Source organism: Pedobacter roseus, from assembly GCF_014395225.1.
Taxonomy (GTDB): domain Bacteria; phylum Bacteroidota; class Bacteroidia; order Sphingobacteriales; family Sphingobacteriaceae; genus Pedobacter; species Pedobacter roseus.
Map to the genome: position 1 here is coordinate 1,489,069 of NZ_CP060723.1, position 19,355 is coordinate 1,508,423.

Sequence of the window (19,355 nt, forward strand, 5' to 3'; positions counted from 1 at the left end):
TTATATTTATTATTAATTTCATGCCGATTTTAGGAAATACGATTCATATCATTAATCCTTTTTTAACTATTTCCGTTTTTTAGCGTTGGCAATGGTTTTAATCCATTGAACAGCGAATTGAATGGTTTCATCGGTAACCGTATTATGCCCCAAAGGTTGAAACAACCTGTATTCGTAAGGTTTACCCTTTGCTTTAAGCACGTTGAGGTGTTCTATTGATAAACCTACCGGAATCTGTATGTCCTGGCCTCCAAAAAGCCAAAGTCCCTTGCTTTGCAGCGTAGCCAGGGCATCCCTCGGATCAGTAGGTGCAAATTGGTAACGGTCAGGATCCTTACTTACGTGTTCACGTGCTTCAGTTTCCGTATGTGTTTCCCAAAAGTTTCGCTTTCCATCCGTATAAAACTGAAACCTGAGCTGCTCGAGCGTGTTAACAACAGGGCCGCTAAACAATACCATAAAGTTTATGTGATAATTCTTTTTTGCGGCCAAAGGTATAATCCAGCCCGCCTGACTAAAGCCCATTAAACCCACAGGTAAATTTTTAGCCGTTAAATGGGTTAAAAGCAAATCAGTGGCCGCACTGGCGTCTAAAGCCAGCAAGTTAAGGTTGGCCGAATCAATGTTATTACTTCCTACCTCCGGTCCGGCATAAATCCCACCCGATTTCCCCACTCCGCGTTTATCATAGGTTAATACCGCGATGCCCTTTTTTGCCAGGAGTGAAGCCATTTTTTCCATTCTGATTTCCTGGCCTGAACCATGTACCAGCACTAATGCTGCGAAGGCTTGTTTTGGCTTAAATATAGTGCCTTCCAGCATAACCCCGGCACTTTTGAATGTTACATTTTCTATGATGATGTCTGCATTGGCAGTAGAATCAGGTATGTTTTGTGCAAATAATCCGGTGCTGAAACAGCAGAGCAAAATAAATAGATAGGATTTCATTTTTGTTGATTTTGGCTTTAAATATTGCGCAATATATCCTGATAAACATACTGTTAAAGATAAATGTGATGGAATCGGAAATAAAAGTGATGAATGGCGGTTTTGTGTTACAAATTTGTATTTCACCAGTTTCTGCAGTTAAAGATTACAGCAAATAGATACACCCTAAAAAATTATCTCCCTGATTTTTAAACTTTTTGGATCAATTTCAAGATATGGATGCAACATTCTTAAAACTTTTGCATCTAGTAAACAGCAGAACAGAAATATTTTGTATACCGGAAAAAACCTTTTATGAGCAGATACTTTTTGATGATCTGCATTGTGATTCAATGCAGTTTAATTATGGGAACATTACAGGCCCAGGAAAACAAATACCAGATAAGCGGTGTGATTGTAGACAGCCTGACGCAAAAACCCGGTGAATATTTTACCGTCGCCATAAAAAAAGATTCGCTCGTGATAAAAAGCGTGGTTTCTGACGGGCAAGGTAAATTCTCTTTTCCTGGAATCGGCCAGGGAGAATACAAGCTACTCATCGGATCTTTAGGTTACAAACCTAAACAGCTCATAATTAAGGCCAAGGCCGATACTGACCTGGGCAAAATTAATATGACACCTGCTGCCAGCAATGAGCTGGGTGAAGTTTCCATCGCAGGAAGCAGGCCGCTCATCAAACAGGAATCCGACCGTATTGTTTATGATATCCAGGCCGATGCAGAGAGTAAGGTACTTTCGGTAATGGATATGATGCGTAAAGTGCCGCTTTTATCGGTTGATGCAGATGATAATGTGAAGCTTAAAGGGACGGGCAATTACCGTATCCTGATTAATGGCAAACCTTCAGGTATCCTAACCAGGGATCCTAAGGAATACCTAAAAAGCATGCCTGCTGCCGGTGTGCAGAAAATAGAAGTAATTACTACCCCGCCTTCAAAATACGAGAGTGAAGGCCTATCGGGTATCATCAATATCATCACTTCCAGAAAAATGGAAAACGGCTATAATGGAAATCTGAACGCCCGTTATCAGTTCCCTGGCGGACCGAGTGGGAATGGAAACTTCACTATAAAACAGGGAAAATTTGGTGCTAACTTTTACGGTGGAACAGGCGTGTGGCAGGTTGATGGCATAAAAATAAGCGATATCCGTAATAGCCGCGGAACCTCAATTCCCTCCAGCCTATATTCACTGGGTTTTCAGAAAATAGACAACAAGTGGGGTTGGGGCGGAGGCGAGCTGAGCTATGAGATTGATTCTTTGAACCTGATTACCGTTGAAGTGAATCCTTATGGTGGCTATAACCAGCAAAACCTGATGCAGCATTTTGACATCATGGATGGAGCCGCACTATCTGCCTACGATATGGCCAGCGGCACCAGGTACGAGTGGGGCGGCACCGATTATACCTTCAACTATCAAAAAGGTTTCCGCGATAAAAAGGAGCACCTGCTTACCTTTTCTTATAAATTCTTTAACAGTTCAGAACCTCAGCTGAATGATGTGATGTTTAGTAACAAGGTAAACTTTACCGGGCCGGATTATAAGCAGGAAAATACCAGCAGCTCAAAGGAGCAGACCATACAGGTAGATTATGTAAATCCATTTAAAAAGCTTACCGTAGAAGCTGGTGTGAAAGCGATTTTAAGGAGCGGGGAAAGCAATTTTCAATACCTGAACTTTAATCCTGCGCAGAACAATTACCTCATCGACCCTTCGCAGAGCAATATTTATGGCAATGACCAGGATATTTTCGGGGTTTACAATACTTACACTTTAAAACTTAAAGACTGGACTTTTAAAGCAGGAGCACGTTTGGAAGGAACCGCTGTAACCGGCAATTTCGAAAGTACTAATACCACTGTAAAAACAGATTATTTTAACCTGATTCCATCGGTTTCGTTTAACCGGACCCTGAAAAATAGTCAAAGTTTAAGTTTGGGTTTCACCCAGCGGATCCAGCGCCCGGGGATATGGGACCTGAATCCATTTGTAGACAAATCAAGACCAAATTTTGAGTATTTTGGTAACCCTGATCTTAAAGCTACATTGAGCAATAATTTCGAACTGACTTATAGCAATTTCAAAAAAGGATCACTCAATCTGAGTCTGAGTTACAACTTTGCCAATAATACGCAACAGCAGGTGTATGAATATCTTCCTGCTCAAAATCTCACCAGGGTAACTTCATTCAATATTGGTAAAAGCAGGTTGTTGGGTACAAACGCAAACTTCAATTATCCGATTACCGCCAAATGGAACCTTAATGTTAGTGCAAACCTGAACTACATCTGGCTGGAAGGAATGATTAATGGTGTGCTGGCAAAAAACAGCGGTTTAACAGGTTATTCGAGTTTTACCACGAGTTACAAATTTGAAAAAACCTGGAAAACCAGTGTCTCCTTCAATTATGGAGCACCCGATGTGATGTTGCAGGGACAGTCGAATTCTTATTATTACATGGGGTTTAGCGGCAGTAAAGATATCATTAAGGATAAACTTACTTTCTCTGCAATGGTTGCCAATCCATTTCAAAAGTATAGGGCTTACAGAAGTTATACTGAAGGGGTCAATTTTACCCAGGAACGTATCCGCGAAAATCCTTTCCGGCGGATTAGTTTTGGCCTGAACTGGAAATTCGGAAAACTTAAAGGATCAATTAAAAAGAGCGAACGCAGCATTAGTAATGATGATACCAAAAAATCGTCTAATTAAATAAAAATCGATTTTGGAGACTGATATTGATACGCTGAGATTAATCGTCATTCCCAGGGCTTACCTTAGAAAAACACTATCGTGGTGATGATATTTTTAGGTGGGTCTCATTTCTACCGCAGTGGAGAAATCTATAAACTATGTAAAAAGATTGCGCTCACGACTTTAACGTCGGGACTGTGCTCCAGTCGAAATGATGATCAATTTTTGGAATCTGCTGCTAGTAGAGAAAATTGATTGTACAAAAGCTATAATTTACGCGCTTTCCTTTATCTTTGCCGCCAATTAATATTCCAACTTCGTGATTAATGTAAATAACATCTCCGTTTCATTTGGCGGAACCACGCTTTTTAGCGATGTAACCTTTTCGATAAACGAGAATGATAAAATTGCCCTTATGGGTAAAAATGGTGCAGGTAAGTCGACCATTCTTAAAATTATTGCCAATGTAACCAAACCTACTTCAGGTAACGTAACTGGACCGAAGGAAGCCGTAATTGCCTATTTGCCCCAGCATTTGCTTACACAAGATAATGTGACCGTTTTTGAAGAAACGATGAAAGCTTTCGCGGAGGTAAACCAGATGCAAAAGGAGCTAGATGAGTTAAACGAACAGTTAACCATCCGTACCGATTACGAAAGCGACGATTATATGAAACTCATTGAGCGCGTATCGGAGCTGAGCGAGAAATTTTATTCGATTGAAGAAACCAATTACGATGCCGAAGTAGAGAAAGTATTAAAAGGTTTAGGCTTTGAGCGTAAAGATTTTAACCGCCAAACTTCCGAATTTTCGGGCGGATGGCGCATGCGCATTGAGCTGGCCAAGATTTTATTAAAAAAACCTGATCTGATATTACTGGATGAGCCTACCAACCACATGGATATCGAAAGTATTCAGTGGCTCGAAGATTTCCTGATCAATTCGGCAAAAGCCGTAATGGTGATCTCCCACGATCGTGCATTTGTGGATAACGTTTCTAACCGCACCATTGAGGTTACCATGGGCAGGATTTATGATTATAAAGCCAAGTACACACATTACCTTCAGCTAAGGGCCGACCGACGGATCCATCAATTAAAAGCTTACGAAGAACAACAGCGTTTTATTGCCGATAACCAGGAATTTATAGATCGTTTTAGAGGAACTTATTCAAAAACCCTACAGGTACAATCGCGGGTAAAAATGCTCGAGAAACTCGAAGTAATTGAGATTGATGAAGTAGATACTTCTGCATTGCGTTTAAAGTTTCCGCCATCACCACGTTCGGGGCAATATCCGGTAATGGTAGAAGAACTGACCAAAACTTATGGCGATCATGTGGTTTTCGAAAAAGCATCAATGGTGATCGAAAGGGGAGAAAAAGTGGCTTTTGTGGGTAAAAACGGTGAAGGAAAGTCGACGATGATTAAAGCCATTATGGGGGAAATTGATTTTGAAGGAGGTTTAAAAGTTGGTCACAATGCCAAAATCGGGTATTTTGCCCAAAATCAGGCGGCTTTACTTGATGAAAGTCTGACTGTATTCGAAACCATTGATCAGATTCCATTAAGTGATGGTACCATAAAAATCAAAGACCTTTTAGGTGCTTTTATGTTCAGTGGCGATGATACCACAAAAAAAGTGAAAGTACTTTCTGGTGGTGAAAAGACCCGTTTGGCCATGATCAAGTTATTGTTGGAACCCGTAAACGTATTGATCCTGGATGAGCCGACCAACCACCTGGACATGAAAACCAAAGACATTATTAAAGATGCATTGAAAGATTTTGATGGCACTTTGATTTTGGTATCGCATGATCGTGATTTCCTGGATGGATTGGCACAAAAAGTATTCGAATTCGGTAATAAACGCGTTCGTGAGCATTTTGAAGACATTAAAGGCTTCCTTGCCTATAAAAAAATGAATAGTTTAAAGGAAATTGAGCAAAACTAAACCGTTTTTCAATGGATATAAAAACAATTCTGAAAAGAGTTGCTTTTTTTGTTTTTAATGGAATTTTGGATGAGTCGGCTACTGAAATGGCTATTTTTGTTGATTAAAGAAAAAATTATGAAAATAATACTGTTGCTTTTCCTCCATCTATCGCTAGTCCAGGTATCTCATGCATTTATGCAGCCTGAAGCTAAAGATTTGCTGCATTTAAAATATGGTCAGGCGGATCAGAATCAGCTTGATCTTTTCCTCCCTGCAAGCTACACTCAACATACTGCGGTTATTGTATTGCTCCATGGCGGTGCCTGGATGATGGGAGGGAATGAGTACACCGATAAAACAGCTAAGGATTTACGTAACCGGGGTTTTATTGTAGCCAATGTTGATTACCGTTATGTGAGCGAGAATGTTAACGGCAAAGACCTTCTTTCAGATATCAATCAGGCCCTTTCATTTATACAGCGAAAATCACCCGAATATCATTTTAGATCAAATGGTTATCACCTTGCCGGAATCAGTGCCGGGGCTCATCTTGCCTTATTGTACGGATACACCAGCAATAAAAATATCCGGTCAATCACTGCACTTTGCCCTCCTGTACGTTTGGATGATCCCGAAACGATGAAAGCGCTTCAGAAAAACAACCTTTTAAAAAATGTTGAACTTTTGGCTGGTGCACAATATATCCCCAATCAAAAAATCAATAAAAAATTTACCTGGGTAAGTGCGTATAGCCATGTAAAAGCAATCCCAACATTGCTCTTTCATGGCGATAAAGATGAGCTGGTACCGGATAATCAATCTAAGTTTTTGTTCAAACTATTGACCGATAAAGGGTTGGTAGCCAAATTTGTTCCTATGATTGGCAAGGGCCATGATTGCGGCATGAACCAGCCTGATAGCGAAAAAATAGTTTTGGACGAAATAGAACACTGGGTTAAAAAATTTAACTGATTATCATTGTTTTGATAATCAGTTAATTAGGTATCTACTTCGCTTTTTTTATATAATGACTATATCGCTGAAAGCTCAAACAAACTCACTGGTTTTCCATGGTAATGCGCAGGCAATCCATCCGTATTTTCTAAATCGAACAAACCCAGAAACTTAAATCCCATTTTGGTGTAATGATTGATCAGTCCTTCATTTTGGCCCACGGTATCCAGGCGTACATAACTTTTGTAATTTTCCTTTGCATATTCCTTTGCCCATTCCACAATTTTGGCTACCATATTTAGTCCCTTAAATTCTGGATTGGTGGCGATGCGGTGGATATAAACAGACGGATCAGCATTTTTTGCTTCCCATATCTGTGGATCATCAAAGGTTGTTGCCCATACGCAGGCCGTTTTTCCATCAATGGTTATTTTCCATTGCCTGTTCTCTTTGATCTCGGTTTCAATCAATGAAGTTTCAAATTTCGGCCAGTGAATCGTGTATTTTGTTTTCTGGAAAGCCGTTGCGCTGTGGTAAAGGCGAAAGATTTCTTCGATATCGGCTATTTTGCTGTTGCTGATTTTCATATTATTGAATTTTTTGTTGAATGCATTTTATTTCGCAAATTTTTTCGAACCGGCAACGCAAAGGATAATGCCAACCATCACGGCCAGCATATTTAAACTTACCTCTTCATGTAATAGCGTAGCCGCAAGCGCCAGACCAAAAAATGGCTGAAGCAGTTGCAATTGCCCTACTGATGCAATGCCGCCCTGTGCCAGGCCTTTATACCAGAAAATAAAGCCAATAAACATGCTGAACAATGAAATATAGGCTAATCCCATCCATGCACCCGGGCTGATGGCCGATAGTGAGACCGGTTTAAATACAAAGATTAAGGGCAGCATAAGTGGAAGCGAAATTACCAGGGCCCAGGAGATGACCTGCCAGCCACCAATAGTTTTCGATAAACGGGCTCCCTCTGCATAACCCAGTCCACAGAGCACAATTGCCGCCAACATGAGCAGGTCGCCCAGAGGTGAAGTATTAATGCCCTGATACACCGCATAACCGACTACCAATAAACTGCCCAGTGCTGAAAAGAACCAAAATACAGGTTTTGGGCGTTCGCCTCCACGCAACACTGCAAAAATCGCCGTTACCAGGGGCAGCAATCCTAAAAATACCAGCGAATGTGCTGAGCTGATGTGCGCCAAAGCCAGTGCACTTAACAGCGGAAAACCAATTACGGCACCAAAAGCGACAATAACAAGCGACCACAAACTGCTTTTTGCGGGGCGTTTCTCTCTAAGTAAAATCAACACGGCAAGTGCAAGCAAACCTGCAATACTTGCCCTGGCAATGGTTACAAAAACAGGGCTCATATCCATCACCGCTATTTTAGTGGCGGGCATAGACCCACTAAATATCAATACTCCTATAAAACCGTTCAGCCATCCGCCCGAAATTTTGCTGGTAGCCAGGCTACCCGTTGTTGTGCTTATCATATCTAATATTTGCTTAACCAAAAGTGATAAAGAGAAATAGATAAATACAGTATCAGTTTTGTATATTTGTATGGATACAGTTTGTTTATGAAAAAGATTTACAGGTATAATGAAATTGCCGATGGAATAGCGGCTCAGATTAGAAATGGTATTTTGAAGGTTGGCGAAAAACTCCCTTCCGTAAGGATGCTCTGTAAAGAATACGCCATTGGGATGAACACGGCAAAAAGGGTTTTTTTAGAGCTCGAAGCGCAATCACTGATCGATTCGAAACCCCAATCGGGCTTTTTTGTGAGCAACCGTTCTGCTCAGCGTTTACCGCTTCCCGGCGTTAGTAAACCCACATTAATGCCGGGTAACAACGAACCTGATGAACTGATTACCAAAGTGTACTCGAGCATGGGAAATAACGACATTACACTTTTTTCCATTGGTATTCCTTCCGGAAATCTGTTGCCTTTGGCAAAACTTCAAAAAGAAATCCTCCAGGCCAGCAGATCACTGCAAGGTGGTACGGCTTATGAACCGCTTCAGGGCAATATTGAGCTGCGCAGAATGGTGGCCGTCCGCTCGTTGGGCTGGGGAGGGAATTTAAACGAAGATGACCTGATTACCACCAGTGGCGGAATGAATGCGCTTGCTTTTTCGCTGATGGCATTAGCCAAAGCAGGAGATACCGTTGCTATTGAAAGTCCATGTTATCCGGGTATTTTTCAATTGGCCATTAGTCTTGGCCTCAAAGTGCTCGAGCTGCCCACCCATCCGGTTACTGGTATTGAGATTGATGCTTTGAAAAAACTGGTTTCTAAAATCAATATCTGTGTGCTGATTCCAAACTTCAATACTCCTTTAGGTAGCTGCATGCCTGATGAACATAAAAAGGAAGTCGTAAAACTGTTGGCCAGGCACAATATCCCGCTAATTGAGGATGATGTGTACGGTGATCTGTATTTTGGGGCGCAAAGGCCTAAATGCTGTAAGGCTTTTGATACTGAGGGAAATGTGCTCTGGTGCAGTGCCATTTCCAAAACACTGGCTCCTGGTTACCGCGTTGGCTGGGTGGCTCCGGGAAAGTATAAGGATAAAATAATGAAGTTAAAACTGGTTCATGCCATTGCCACACCATCCCTGGTACACGAAGTAGTGGGCAACTTTTTTAAAAGTGGTCGTTACGATGTTCATATCCATCAAATCAGGCGTACGCTGATGGGAAATTACCAGCGTTTTAGCCATGCCATTGCCACTTATTTTCCTGAAGGTACCAAAATCAGCCGTCCGCATGGTGGACTTGCCATTTGGGTAGAACTGGCTAAAGGAGCAGATACCATAAAACTTTATGAGCTGGCCATGAAACAAAAAATCAGCATTTCACCGGGCCGGATGTTTACCTTACAGGAGCAATACGAAAATTGTCTGCGTATATGCATGGGGATGCCCTGGACAAATGAAATCGATTTTAAATTAAAACAACTGGGAAACCTGGCAAAAATGTGCTGATGTTTTGAAAGAAAATGACATCACAAGACTAACTTAATGAAATTACGCTCCTAAGTTTTCCTGATCCTGACTACCGCAATAATGGTGAGTGCCACCGCGAAAAAAATAAAACCTCCATCAAATGATCCAAGGCATATACTTTCGCCTGCTGGATCTGATGATGCTGTAGCTTTGATTGGTGCGGCAAAAGTATTAAATACGTAGCAGATCATCAGCAGCAAAAGTAAAAGCACAAATAATCTTTTCAGATAAAACCACATGGCATACAATTACTATTATACGAAGATAATATAGCCATGTTGGAATAAAATGGAAAGTCGGTAAGTAGCCATAATTCTTCTATGGATGCGACTTATGGCTCCATAAACGAAATTGAGTCAGAAAGATAATTTTTCTGACTTATAGTGTTTTAATTCGTTTTTCCGACCTTATAAGTAATCCAAAGCACCTCATTTTCGATCTGTTTTACCTTTTCAAGTTTGAGCAGGGTAGCGCCATCTTTTTTGGTTTTTGGGTCGATCTCAAAAAGAGTTGATGTTTTTATGGTGCCATCTGCAACTGGCAGCAGCAATTGGTGAAGTTCATCAATCAGGCCCTCGTTAAGGAAACTTCCGTTAATATGGGCACCACCTTCGAGCATCAGTTTTTCGATTCCGAACAGTTTACGTAGTTTTTTTAAAGCTGTTTTTAAATTGATTTCATCTTTACCAGCAAAAATGTACGAAACGCCAATATCCTGCAAATGGGCAAGGTAAGCATCTTTTACACCTTCGGTAAGAATGGTAATCACATGGTCGCCCTGCATGGTTTGTTTTTCCCAGCCTAATTTTGCCTTACCATCAATGGCTATTGCAAAAGTGGTTGATTGTTGCCCGGCAACAAAGTCATTCCGGTCAACTTGATGATGCCCCTTTTTTAATACCGGTTTTGCAAAACCGGTAAAATCTTTTTCCATTGTGGTACGTCCTACAATCCACGCACCTATGCCAATTTCTTCGTGGATTTTTTCGAATGTTCCCCTCAATAATTCCATTTTTGGACTATTGCCCCATTTTTCGCCTAAAATTTTCCCATCAACAGAGGTCATCATCAAACAGATTACGTAGGGCAGGTCCTTATTCATATTCGTTTATATTTTATTTCACTTCAACAAAAAAATATAGGTCTTGTTTGCAGGAATACCTCATTTAAGCATTAGTGCCTTGAATATTTTGCTTATACAGTCTCTGTTGAAGCAGCTATATGAAATGAAAATGTTGAGCCTTTAGCAGGTTCGCTTTCTACGGTAATAGAAGATTGATGAAGACTGATGATAGTGGAGGCGAGGTAAAGACCTATTCCGAAGCCGCTTATAAATTTAGTCTGTTCGCTGTTAACCCTGAAGAATTTTCCAAACATCAGCTTTTGGTCGGCAGTAGAAATACCAATACCTTCATCACTCACGCTAATAAAAAAGTGTTGATTTTTTTGTTGGCAATTTATGGTTATGGTGCCACCATTGGGCGAGTATTTTTGGGCGTTGCTGATCAGGTTGGTAAGTACAAGCGAGAGTTTTTCCTGATCGCCGTATACATAAGCTTCATCGGCACCAATGTAAACCAGTACATGTTTTGCTGAAGCGATTCGGGCATCCTCCAGGTTTTCCCTTATCAAATTAGCCATATCAAACCGGCCTGGATTAATTTTCATCTGGCCATCCTCGAATTTCGAAATGCTCAGAAAATCAGAAATCATATTTTCCATTTTTTTGGTCTGCATTTCAGCTCTCGAAAGTGCCTGGCAGATAAACTCCTGTTCATCCTTTTTGGCTTTATGCAAAGCTACCTGTATATAAGAGCGCAGGGAGGTTAAGGGTGTTTTGAGTTCGTGGCTTACAAAACCAATAAATTCATTCTTCTTAATTTCTATGTTTCTTTTATAAGTAATATCCCTTGCAATTTTAGATAAACCGACTACATTTCCATCGCGGTCTTTAATGGGTGAAATGGTTAGCGAAACGTTAATCAGTGTACCGTCTTTTCTAAGCCGTTCTGTTTCGAAGTGATCCACCCTGATTCCCTGCCTCAGCTGGCCAAGTATATGCGGTTCTTCTTCAGCACGGTCGGGCGGAATAATTTTCATGATCGATTTGCCAATCATTTCTGATGCACTGTAACCGAAAATCCTTTCAGCAGCATTATTCCAGCTGGTTATAATACTATTGAGGTCTTTACTCACAATTGCATCGTCAGAACTCTCAATAATCGAGTTGAGTATCGCGCTTCTTTCATCTGCAATTCGTAATGCCTCGTTTAAGCTTTTGAGTTGGGCAATGTTCAGTCTCAGGTCCGATTCGCGTGTTTCGTAGGTTTTGATCAGACTAAGGATTTCTGCAGATTCTTTCATAAATTCCTTAAATAATAGGGATCCACAAGATAGCGATATTTAATATTCAAAAAGCGAATCATTTTAGCGTTTTTATCCGCGTTTAACCCGGTCAAATTTGATAGCATGAGCAACATAATGGTTACATAAGTGCCAATAAAGCTCATTTGTTATGGTTGAAGTCGGGATAGCATAAACTTAACAAAAAATTAATACGTATAAAATTTGTTTTGTGTAAACATTGTTTAGTTTTGCTAAACATTTTAATTCCTGCAGGTAAAAGGGAAACAAATACATAAATTAGATTTTAAATGGAAAAGAATAAAATAGCAATGGTGGTTTTTGATATGGCCGGAACCACAGTAAATGAAGATAATCTGGTGTATAAAACGCTTCAAAAGGCCATTAACAATGCGGGTTTTGAATTTAGTTTGGATCAGGTGCTTGCGCAGGGTGCAGGGAAAGAAAAAAGACAGGCTATCCGTTCGGTATTATCTACTTATGCTGGTGTGAGCGATGAAGCCCTTACAGCTAAAATATATGATGAATTTATTGTTGCGTTAACCCATGCTTATGCTACTGAAGATATTCTCCCTCAGCCAAATGCGGTAGAACTGTTTAAAGAACTGAAGAGTAGAAAAATTTTTGCTGTGCTGAATACCGGGTATGACAGTGCTACGGCTAATTCGATTATCACGAAACTTGGCTGGAGCGTGGGAAGAGAGTTTGATGCGTTGGTTACTGCTTCTGATGTTTCGCGTAACAGGCCTGATCCTGATATGATCGAATTTGCGATGAAAAAATTTAATATCACCGACAGTAGCAGCGTGGTAAAAATAGGCGATTCGGCCATTGATATAGAAGAAGGACAAAATGCAGGTTGTGGGCTTAGCATCGGGATTACCACCGGAGCACATACTGCGGCCCAGTTAATGGAGGCTCACCCGGATCTGATCATCGACAACCTGATCGACCTGTTACCACTCATTGATTAATAATTTATTTATACATTCTTTCTATACCTGATATTAGTATTTATTGCAATGGATAAAGCCAGAATAGTAGCTTTTAACGGACAAGGGCAACCGATGGAAGTGCTAACAAAAGAAATTCCTAACCTGCAAAAAGGGGAAATCCTGATCAAAAACCTTTACACCACAATTTGTGGCAGCGACCTGCATACCTATTGTGGCTTGCGAAAAGAGAAAGTGCCAACCGTACTGGGGCACGAGATTGTAGGCGAAATTACAGGCTTTGCTGAAGGTCATGAGGAAAAAGATTACCTGGGAAATAAACTGGAAATCGGCGACAGGGTAACCTGGAGTATTTTTTCTTCCGATCCTGATTCCGCCATGTCGAAAGCCGGGATGCCGCAGAAAGGTGAAAAGCTTTTTAAATACGGGCATGCACAAATTACGGCCAATGATGCATTGCATGGCGGTTTGTCGACCCATTGTATCTTAAAACCGGGTACAGCAGTACTCAAAATCTCAACGGCAGTACCCTTGCCTGTAGCGGCAATTATTAATTGCGCGGTAGCTACTGTAGCTGGCGCATTAAGGCTGGCTGGAGATGTTAAATCGAAAAAAGTGCTTATTACCGGAAGTGGCTTACTCGGGATGGTATGTGCAGCGATGTGTAAAGACGCAGGAGCCAGTTATATTCACATCGCTGATATCAATCCTCAAAGGCTTGAACAGGCGGTGGCTTTTGGCGCAAACGAAACTCACCTGTTAACAGGGGCTTCGGTGGGATTGCCGGAAGGCATTGAACTTGCATTTGACATGAGTGGCTCGGCTGATGCGATGGAAAATAGTATCGAGAAACTGGCCATCGGTGGAACAGCAGTATGGATTGGTGCGGTATTTAATACGCGTAAAGTGCAGGTTGATGCAGAATCGATAGTGCGGAAGTTAATTACCATTAAAGGTTTACATAATTACAATTTCGAAGATTTTGTTTATGCGGTAAACTTCATCAGTAAGAATTATCAGGTTTTTCCATTTGAAAAAGTGGTTTCAAAAGAATTTGATCTTTTAAATACCAATGAGGCATTTGATTTTGCCGTCGCAAATAAACCGCTTCGTGTAGGTATTAATCTGGATCAGCAGCAAGCTTAGTAAAATGGATAAGAAATTTAGGGTACAGCAATGGAAAATGCTGTTGATTACCATGTTCTGTTACCTGTTTTTTTATACAGGCAGGCACAATTTTGGTTGGGCTGCAAAAGGGATGGCGGCAGATCTGCATATTCCGTACACGGGAATTGGCTGGATCAGTTTTTCAATGCTAATGGGGTATTCCATCGGGCAGTTAATCAACGGAAACCTTGCCGACCGTTTTAGTGCACGTTTAATGGTTACGGTGGGCGCATATCTTTCTATCATCACCAATGTTGCCATCAGTTTTGCCAACAGCGGAACGCTAATTATGATACTGTGGGCTTTGAACGGTTATTTTCAATCGATGGCCTTTGCGCCCGGCGCAAAACTGATTAATAATTGGTGGAGTGAGGAGGAGCGGGGCAAAGCCTTTGGTTTTTACACCATGGCCGCCGGACTATCTTCTGTAGTTACTTACCTGCTTTCTATTATTTTATTGCAGCAGGGTTATGAGTGGCGTATGCTTTTCAGGTTACCGGTGCTTTTACTGTTAATTTCGGCAACTGCTTTTCTGATTATCGCCCGCGATAAACCAGATCTTGCCAAAGATACCAAAATAGAAAAACAACCAGAAGTAAGCTGGGTAAACCGCTACCGTTTGGTATTGAGCAATAAAAGGTTTATGGTGGCCTCACTTGGTTTTGGCTTTGAAAGTATGGCGCGTTACGGCCTTATTTTTTGGGTTCCGGTTCATTATTTAGGAGGTAACTGGAAAGATAATCCTGGTAATTTATGGGTGACCTTTTTATTACCTGTAGGAATGGCTGCCGGGGCACTTACTTTCGGAATGTTATCTGATAGTTTGTTTAAAAGAGACCGGATCAAAGCCATTATCTTTGGCATGTCGATAAGTGCCATTATTGCCATTCTCATTTATGTCGCACCAGTTCATAACCTGCTTTTAGGTGGGGTATTGATGTTATTGGCCGGTTTTTTCGTATATGGTCCACAGGCTTGCTTTTTTCCGCTTAGTCCCGATTTTTTAGGAAGTAGCCTTACTGGTACCGGTATAGGTTTTATGAATATGATCGCTTACCTTTTTGCCGCTTTTGGCGAGCCTTTACTGGGTTTTGCTATCGATACAACAGGAAGTACCAATAGTATTTTTATTGTTATTTCGGTACTCTGCCTATTGTCTGCCTGTAGTGTTGGCGCAGTGAAGTTTATGAAATTACCAATAGTTAAAACTGTTTAAAGCAGTCAGATTAGTCTCTGGATATCAGGCGTTCTCTTAATGAGGCGCTTTTTTTGTAATCAAAATTTTTAGCCAGGCAAATGCTGTTAAGGTTATTCTAATTTTAACAGTTCTTGCTGAATAATATCCATGGCCTGTTGCCTTAAATAAACATTTCCAAGAGTTAAGTTGGTTAAAAGAACCGATTTCTTTTTGAGGTATTTGGCCGCATGTTTTAAGTCATATTTCATCATCCAGGCTACATTATCGATCAAATCGGCATATTTTACCGTTTGGGCAGCAGCACTTAAGGTTTGCAGTCGCTTGTTTTCCAGTTTTTTCCTTTCCTTTTTCCTTAATTCGGGATAAGCTGTTTTAGTGAAAACATCCGTTAGTTCCACTACGCAGGCAGTAATGAGATCAGCTACTGTTTGAGGATAACCAAAATGCACCAGTGCCGTTTGTAGCTCTGTACTTGTGGTAGCTGTATCTTCTAATAAATCGTGACAAAGGCCTATTTCGTAACCCCATTCGGTAGCGTTTTTTGCCATTAAGGCTACTTTGTTTAAATGGTCGAAATAGGGAAATAAAGTGCTTTTAATGAGCTGGTTTTTGTGTTTATCTTCCACCCAATCTGCCAGTTTTTCTGCGCTTGTCATAGATTTATGTGATGTAACTTCTTGCTGGTGATATTGTTCACTGGTAAATCAACACCGGTCAGACTTAAAATGTTCTGGTCATTTTATACCATTACAGCCTGTGCTTTTCTCAATTCTTCGAGCTGGTTATAGAATTTAAAAGCTTGTTGTTGATATAAAGGGATTTCCGCTTCAGGCTGAATTTCATGAAAAACCTGATTGGGATGTTTTGCATTAAAATGGCTGCGGATTTTGATCTGCTCCCAGTCTTTATCATTTAATGTTACACCAGTAAAGTTGCAAAATCGCTGCATCATATCCATAATCCCCTCATTATAATTAATCAGCAGGGACAGTGGGTCTCTCTGCGATGTACTGATAAAGGCTTCCAGATAATTTTCGAGTACTTTTGCGGTATGGCCATCAAAATCGCCTGGTTCAATGCCGCCTGCTTCAATGCCCAATAATTCATTTGGTATTACTCCCGGCACAGCTTGCATTCCCCTCAATTTTTGATGCGAACGGATTACTTCGTCAGGTTTGCGGTATAATAAGATGAAGGGTACCTTAGGATAAAGTTTCCTGAGCAGGGGCATAAAATGAATGTGCCAGCTATCGGTCTTAATAAACAGGTGTTTTTTCTTGCCTTCAGGACTTTGTCCGTAAATTTTAACAACGGCTTTTACCACCTCTTCATGATGTTGGGACGATAGGTATTTATTATTTTTTGTCAGCCTGAGCACTTCATCTATAAAGGGAGCCTCTGGCAAAACGATGTGCTCATTGTTGAGGCATAACGACTGGGAAATCAATGTAGATCCGCATCTGGATACATGGAATATAAACGCGGTTGGTTCGAGGCTATTTAGGTTTGACGCCCATTCAGGTATCACGCTTATATGGCTGTAAGGTTTAAATTTACCCGAATTAAAAGGATGCGAGAGGCATTCACCTACCGATTCGCTAAAAAAAGGGCCGGTAAACTGATTGCCGTTAGTGTAGAGCCATTTACAGCTATATTCGTCGTTATTATTGACTAATTGATAAGGTATCCAGTTGTTTAAATGGCTGCTCATGGCTGGTTACTTAATAATAAGGTATCATATTCTTGTTGTAGCTCATCTGCCATTTGAAGTGCTCTTGGGCTATTTTGTTCTTTTAATGAAATGATCATCTGCTTTAATAAGTCAGGAGATCGATTTTCGTCTGGAGCATGGGCAATAATTTCGGTATTTAAAATCAATTGCTCCAACCAGGGGTTTACTTTACAGTCGATAACCAGGTGTATCCTGTCTGTATGTCCATTATTGCTTACGCGATGTAGCAAATTGGCATTAATGTACCAACATTCGCCTTCATTCATGATCACACGTTCGTTGTTGATGTAAAATTCTACCTCAGCATTGGTCTGGACGGGAAAGTGGAGCCGGGCTTCGCCTTTTTCAAAGGCCAGTTCGGCATCGCGATGTTGTTTGATTACTGACCCCGCCGTTAGATTAAGCAAGCGTACTGACATTACTTCGCATTGTAATCCATCAATAATCTGTTTCACTGAAGGGAACAATTGCATGTTGGGATGATCTTTATAACAATCTGCACTAAGCAAATCCGGAAAAATATTATCGGTACCATCTGGTGTGCGTAAAGGCAGCACCTTCCACGTACCGTTATAGTGCGATGTATTGAAATGCCCGGTCCAACTGGATGTAATATTTGTTAGATCGATTTGTATTGATTTTATAGGGATGTCATTGTTTGCTCTGGAGTAAATAACCATAATGTAAATAAAATAAAATTTACTGATAATATTTCTTATGTATGATTAAGATTTTACGAATACTTATTTTTAAGTATTTATTAATTCCTGTTTGGAGTTAACAATAAATTGAATAAATTTACGTCATCTAAAAATCATCCCATTTTAATCCCGCTCTCAGTGAAAATAATTATATTTTCTAACCACCTATCGTCTGTTCCTATAATAGACTATTTCAACACGCAGGGTTTATTAAAAGCAGTTGTATCAACTGATAAGCTTAAGGCTCAACATACTGAAATCGAAAATTTCTGTAATAAAAGTAATATTTCTTTTTTCAAAGTAAACAGACGTCAGTTGCTTACAACTACTAAGCAGCTGTTTGTTGATATCCAGCCAGATTTAGTGGTGATGTTTGGTTTTTCTTACCGAATCCCAGCTGACCTTTATGAATTTCCAATATTTGGATTCTTTAATGTTCACTTCAGTATGCTGCCTGCTTACCAGGGGCCCGATCCTCTGTTTTGGCAAATGAAAAACGGAGAGACAAGCGGGGGTGTAAGTATTCATAAAGTTGATTCCGGTTTTGATACTGGCGCTGTGGTTTTGCAAGAGCCTTTGCCTTTTATACCTGGCGAAACCTGGGGCATTGCCGATGGCAGGCATAGTGCTGTAGCGGTTAATATGGTTGTTCAACTAGTAGAAAAACTAAAGAACAGTGGCGAAGTAACAGAACAACACACTGTTGCAGTAACGCCAAGCTATTATTCGAAGGCTACAGCTGCTGATATTGCTATTGACTGGATGTTGCAAACGGCAGCAGAAGTAGAAGCACAGGTGAATGCCTGTAATCCTGGTGCTGGCGGAGCAGTAACTACCTTTAAACGCCAATTGGTTAGGATTTTGGAAGTCTCGCCAGTTGAGGCTCAAGGAGAATCTCTTGTTGATGCCGGTACAGTAGTGCATGCCGATGCAAGTGGTGTATATGTGCAATGTGCCGATCGCAAAATTTTGAGAATCAATATTATCAAGCTTAGTGAAGGTTTTTTAACTGGTTCTAAGTTAGCAGCATTGGGCGTAAAGCCGGGTGAAAAATTTGAAAACAGCATTTTCGAATACCACGAAATATACAATTAATATTTAACCAAAAACCAACTTACTATGTTAGATTCAAATTACGTCGGCGAGATCAGGATGTTTGCTGGAACTTTTGCGCCAGTAAACTGGCACTTATGCGATGGTGCAACTCTCCCTATCAGTCAGAATGAAGTGCTTTATACACTTTTAGGTACCACTTATGGAGGCGATGGAGTAACTACATTTGCAATACCCGATCTTAGGGGCAGGGTACCAGTACACATGGGTACCGGACCTGGCTTGACACCTGTTGTTTTGGGACAAAAATCCGGAACAGAGCAGGTTACGATGACCGTAAGCCAAATGGCGAGTCATACCCATCCGTTAATGGCTCAAAGTGCCGAAGGTAATGCCAATTTGCCAACCAATAATGCATTTGCAAATACTGGGTCGACAGATCCTGATTTTGCTCCGAATACTGTTACACCAGATGTGGTGATGGGTAGCCAGTCGGTATCTTCAGCAGGTGGCAATGTACCATTCGGAATCAGCCAGCCATCGTTAGCTGTAAATTATATCATCGCTTTAAATGGTATATATCCTGCACGTAACTAACCAATTACTTAAAATTTAATAACTGAAAA

At 40.7% G+C, this 19,355-nt stretch carries 18 protein-coding genes; 9 read left to right on the forward strand and 9 right to left on the reverse strand.

The features are described 5' to 3' along the window. Positions 1 to 66 precede the first annotated feature (66 nt). Complete coding sequence (locus H9L23_RS06620; RefSeq protein ID WP_187594220.1) at positions 67 to 948, reverse strand: alpha/beta hydrolase family protein; 882 nt, start codon at positions 946 to 948, stop codon at positions 67 to 69. 294 nt (positions 949 to 1,242) lie between these two features. Between H9L23_RS06620 and H9L23_RS06625 the strand changes: the two genes are divergently transcribed. The 3 genes from H9L23_RS06625 (at position 1,243) to H9L23_RS06635 (ending at position 6,553) form a co-directional block, all read left to right on the forward strand. After that, on the forward strand, positions 1,243 to 3,663 hold the full coding sequence (locus tag H9L23_RS06625; protein WP_187594221.1) for an outer membrane beta-barrel family protein: 2,421 nt from the start codon (positions 1,243 to 1,245) through the stop codon (positions 3,661 to 3,663). A 301-nt stretch (positions 3,664 to 3,964) separates the two neighbouring features. Further along, entirely contained in the window at positions 3,965 to 5,599 is a 1,635-nt protein-coding gene (locus H9L23_RS06630) for an ABC-F family ATP-binding cassette domain-containing protein (protein WP_187594222.1), read from the forward strand. 117 nt (positions 5,600 to 5,716) lie between these two features. Next, the gene (locus H9L23_RS06635; RefSeq protein ID WP_187594223.1) at positions 5,717 to 6,553 is read left to right on the forward strand and encodes an alpha/beta hydrolase; all 837 of its coding nucleotides are present in this window, start codon (positions 5,717 to 5,719) and stop codon (positions 6,551 to 6,553) included. A 59-nt stretch (positions 6,554 to 6,612) separates the two neighbouring features. Here H9L23_RS06635 and H9L23_RS06640 read toward each other — a convergent pair whose 3' ends face one another. Continuing rightward, complete coding sequence (locus H9L23_RS06640) at positions 6,613 to 7,122, reverse strand: GNAT family N-acetyltransferase (RefSeq protein WP_187594224.1); 510 nt, start codon at positions 7,120 to 7,122, stop codon at positions 6,613 to 6,615. A 27-nt stretch (positions 7,123 to 7,149) separates the two neighbouring features. Continuing rightward, positions 7,150 to 8,043 carry a DMT family transporter gene (locus tag H9L23_RS06645; protein ID WP_187594225.1) on the reverse strand — a complete coding sequence of 298 codons (894 nt, stop codon included), beginning with the start codon at positions 8,041 to 8,043 and terminating at the stop codon, positions 7,150 to 7,152. Between the two features lie 87 nt (positions 8,044 to 8,130). Between H9L23_RS06645 and H9L23_RS06650 the strand changes: the two genes are divergently transcribed. Continuing rightward, complete coding sequence (locus H9L23_RS06650) at positions 8,131 to 9,540, forward strand: aminotransferase-like domain-containing protein (protein WP_187594226.1); 1,410 nt, start codon at positions 8,131 to 8,133, stop codon at positions 9,538 to 9,540. A 50-nt stretch (positions 9,541 to 9,590) separates the two neighbouring features. Here the strand turns inward: H9L23_RS06650 and H9L23_RS06655 are convergent, their stop codons facing one another. From H9L23_RS06655 to H9L23_RS06665, 3 genes are all read right to left on the reverse strand, one after another. Beyond that, positions 9,591 to 9,800, reverse strand: a complete 210-nt coding sequence (locus tag H9L23_RS06655; protein ID WP_187594227.1) for a hypothetical protein — start codon at positions 9,798 to 9,800, stop codon at positions 9,591 to 9,593. Positions 9,801 to 9,949: 149 nt separating this feature from the next. Beyond that, entirely contained in the window at positions 9,950 to 10,663 is a 714-nt protein-coding gene (locus H9L23_RS06660; protein ID WP_187594228.1) for a RibD family protein, read from the reverse strand. Between the two features lie 92 nt (positions 10,664 to 10,755). Next, a complete protein-coding gene (locus H9L23_RS06665; protein ID WP_187594229.1) occupies positions 10,756 to 11,925 on the reverse strand; it encodes a sensor histidine kinase in 1,170 nt (389 codons plus the stop codon). A 290-nt stretch (positions 11,926 to 12,215) separates the two neighbouring features. Here H9L23_RS06665 and H9L23_RS06670 point away from each other — a divergent pair, with 290 nt between their 5' ends. From H9L23_RS06670 to H9L23_RS06680, 3 genes are read left to right on the forward strand one after another with little or no spacing between them, the layout of a single operon-like run. Beyond that, positions 12,216 to 12,899 carry a phosphonatase-like hydrolase gene (locus tag H9L23_RS06670; protein ID WP_223191045.1) on the forward strand — a complete coding sequence of 228 codons (684 nt, stop codon included), beginning with the start codon at positions 12,216 to 12,218 and terminating at the stop codon, positions 12,897 to 12,899. A 48-nt stretch (positions 12,900 to 12,947) separates the two neighbouring features. Beyond that, complete coding sequence (locus H9L23_RS06675; RefSeq protein WP_187594230.1) at positions 12,948 to 14,024, forward strand: zinc-binding dehydrogenase; 1,077 nt, start codon at positions 12,948 to 12,950, stop codon at positions 14,022 to 14,024. A gap of 4 nt (positions 14,025 to 14,028) precedes the next feature. Beyond that, positions 14,029 to 15,261, forward strand: a complete 1,233-nt coding sequence (locus H9L23_RS06680) for an MFS transporter (protein ID WP_187594231.1) — start codon at positions 14,029 to 14,031, stop codon at positions 15,259 to 15,261. Between the two features lie 92 nt (positions 15,262 to 15,353). On the opposite strand, the gene H9L23_RS06685 is transcribed toward H9L23_RS06680, so the two are convergent. The 3 genes from H9L23_RS06685 to H9L23_RS06695 form a co-directional block, all read right to left on the reverse strand. Further along, positions 15,354 to 15,899 carry a hypothetical protein gene (locus H9L23_RS06685; protein ID WP_187594232.1) on the reverse strand — a complete coding sequence of 182 codons (546 nt, stop codon included), beginning with the start codon at positions 15,897 to 15,899 and terminating at the stop codon, positions 15,354 to 15,356. Positions 15,900 to 15,982: 83 nt separating this feature from the next. Next, positions 15,983 to 16,954, reverse strand: a complete 972-nt coding sequence (locus tag H9L23_RS06690) for a hypothetical protein (protein WP_187594233.1) — start codon at positions 16,952 to 16,954, stop codon at positions 15,983 to 15,985. Beyond that, positions 16,951 to 17,532 (reverse strand): aspartyl/asparaginyl beta-hydroxylase domain-containing protein, encoded by a 582-nt coding sequence (locus tag H9L23_RS06695; protein WP_187594234.1) that lies wholly within the window; start codon positions 17,530 to 17,532, stop codon positions 16,951 to 16,953. The genes H9L23_RS06690 and H9L23_RS06695 overlap by 4 nt, the downstream gene beginning before the upstream one ends. A 282-nt stretch (positions 17,533 to 17,814) precedes the next feature. On the opposite strand from H9L23_RS06695, the gene H9L23_RS06700 reads away from it, so the two are divergent. Beyond that, positions 17,815 to 18,771: a methionyl-tRNA formyltransferase gene (locus H9L23_RS06700; RefSeq protein WP_187594235.1), complete on the forward strand. Its 957-nt coding sequence runs from the start codon at positions 17,815 to 17,817 to the stop codon at positions 18,769 to 18,771. A 24-nt stretch (positions 18,772 to 18,795) separates the two neighbouring features. Next, positions 18,796 to 19,326: a phage tail protein gene (locus H9L23_RS06705; RefSeq protein ID WP_187594236.1), complete on the forward strand. Its 531-nt coding sequence runs from the start codon at positions 18,796 to 18,798 to the stop codon at positions 19,324 to 19,326. Positions 19,327 to 19,355 lie beyond the last annotated feature (29 nt).

Excerpts from the sequence above, each read along its gene's own strand:
- H9L23_RS06660 (WP_187594228.1), bottom strand. The coding sequence starts at position 10,663 with ATGAATAAGGACCTGCCCTACGTAATCTGTTTGATGATGACCTCTGTT.
- H9L23_RS06680 (WP_187594231.1), top strand. The coding sequence starts at position 14,029 with ATGGATAAGAAATTTAGGGTACAGCAATGGAAAATGCTGTTGATTACC.
- H9L23_RS06670 (WP_223191045.1), top strand. The coding sequence starts at position 12,216 with ATGGAAAAGAATAAAATAGCAATGGTGGTTTTTGATATGGCCGGAACC.
- H9L23_RS06645 (WP_187594225.1), bottom strand. The coding sequence starts at position 8,043 with ATGATAAGCACAACAACGGGTAGCCTGGCTACCAGCAAAATTTCGGGC.
- H9L23_RS06690 (WP_187594233.1), bottom strand. The coding sequence starts at position 16,954 with ATGAGCAGCCATTTAAACAACTGGATACCTTATCAATTAGTCAATAAT.
- H9L23_RS06650 (WP_187594226.1), top strand. The coding sequence starts at position 8,131 with ATGAAAAAGATTTACAGGTATAATGAAATTGCCGATGGAATAGCGGCT.
- H9L23_RS06640 (WP_187594224.1), bottom strand. The coding sequence starts at position 7,122 with ATGAAAATCAGCAACAGCAAAATAGCCGATATCGAAGAAATCTTTCGC.
- H9L23_RS06675 (WP_187594230.1), top strand. The coding sequence starts at position 12,948 with ATGGATAAAGCCAGAATAGTAGCTTTTAACGGACAAGGGCAACCGATG.
- H9L23_RS06705 (WP_187594236.1), top strand. The coding sequence starts at position 18,796 with ATGTTAGATTCAAATTACGTCGGCGAGATCAGGATGTTTGCTGGAACT.
- H9L23_RS06625 (WP_187594221.1), top strand. The coding sequence starts at position 1,243 with ATGAGCAGATACTTTTTGATGATCTGCATTGTGATTCAATGCAGTTTA.
- H9L23_RS06635 (WP_187594223.1), top strand. The coding sequence starts at position 5,717 with ATGAAAATAATACTGTTGCTTTTCCTCCATCTATCGCTAGTCCAGGTA.
- H9L23_RS06665 (WP_187594229.1), bottom strand. The coding sequence starts at position 11,925 with ATGAAAGAATCTGCAGAAATCCTTAGTCTGATCAAAACCTACGAAACA.
- H9L23_RS06620 (WP_187594220.1), bottom strand. The coding sequence starts at position 948 with ATGAAATCCTATCTATTTATTTTGCTCTGCTGTTTCAGCACCGGATTA.
- H9L23_RS06685 (WP_187594232.1), bottom strand. The coding sequence starts at position 15,899 with ATGACAAGCGCAGAAAAACTGGCAGATTGGGTGGAAGATAAACACAAA.
- H9L23_RS06655 (WP_187594227.1), bottom strand. The coding sequence starts at position 9,800 with ATGTGGTTTTATCTGAAAAGATTATTTGTGCTTTTACTTTTGCTGCTG.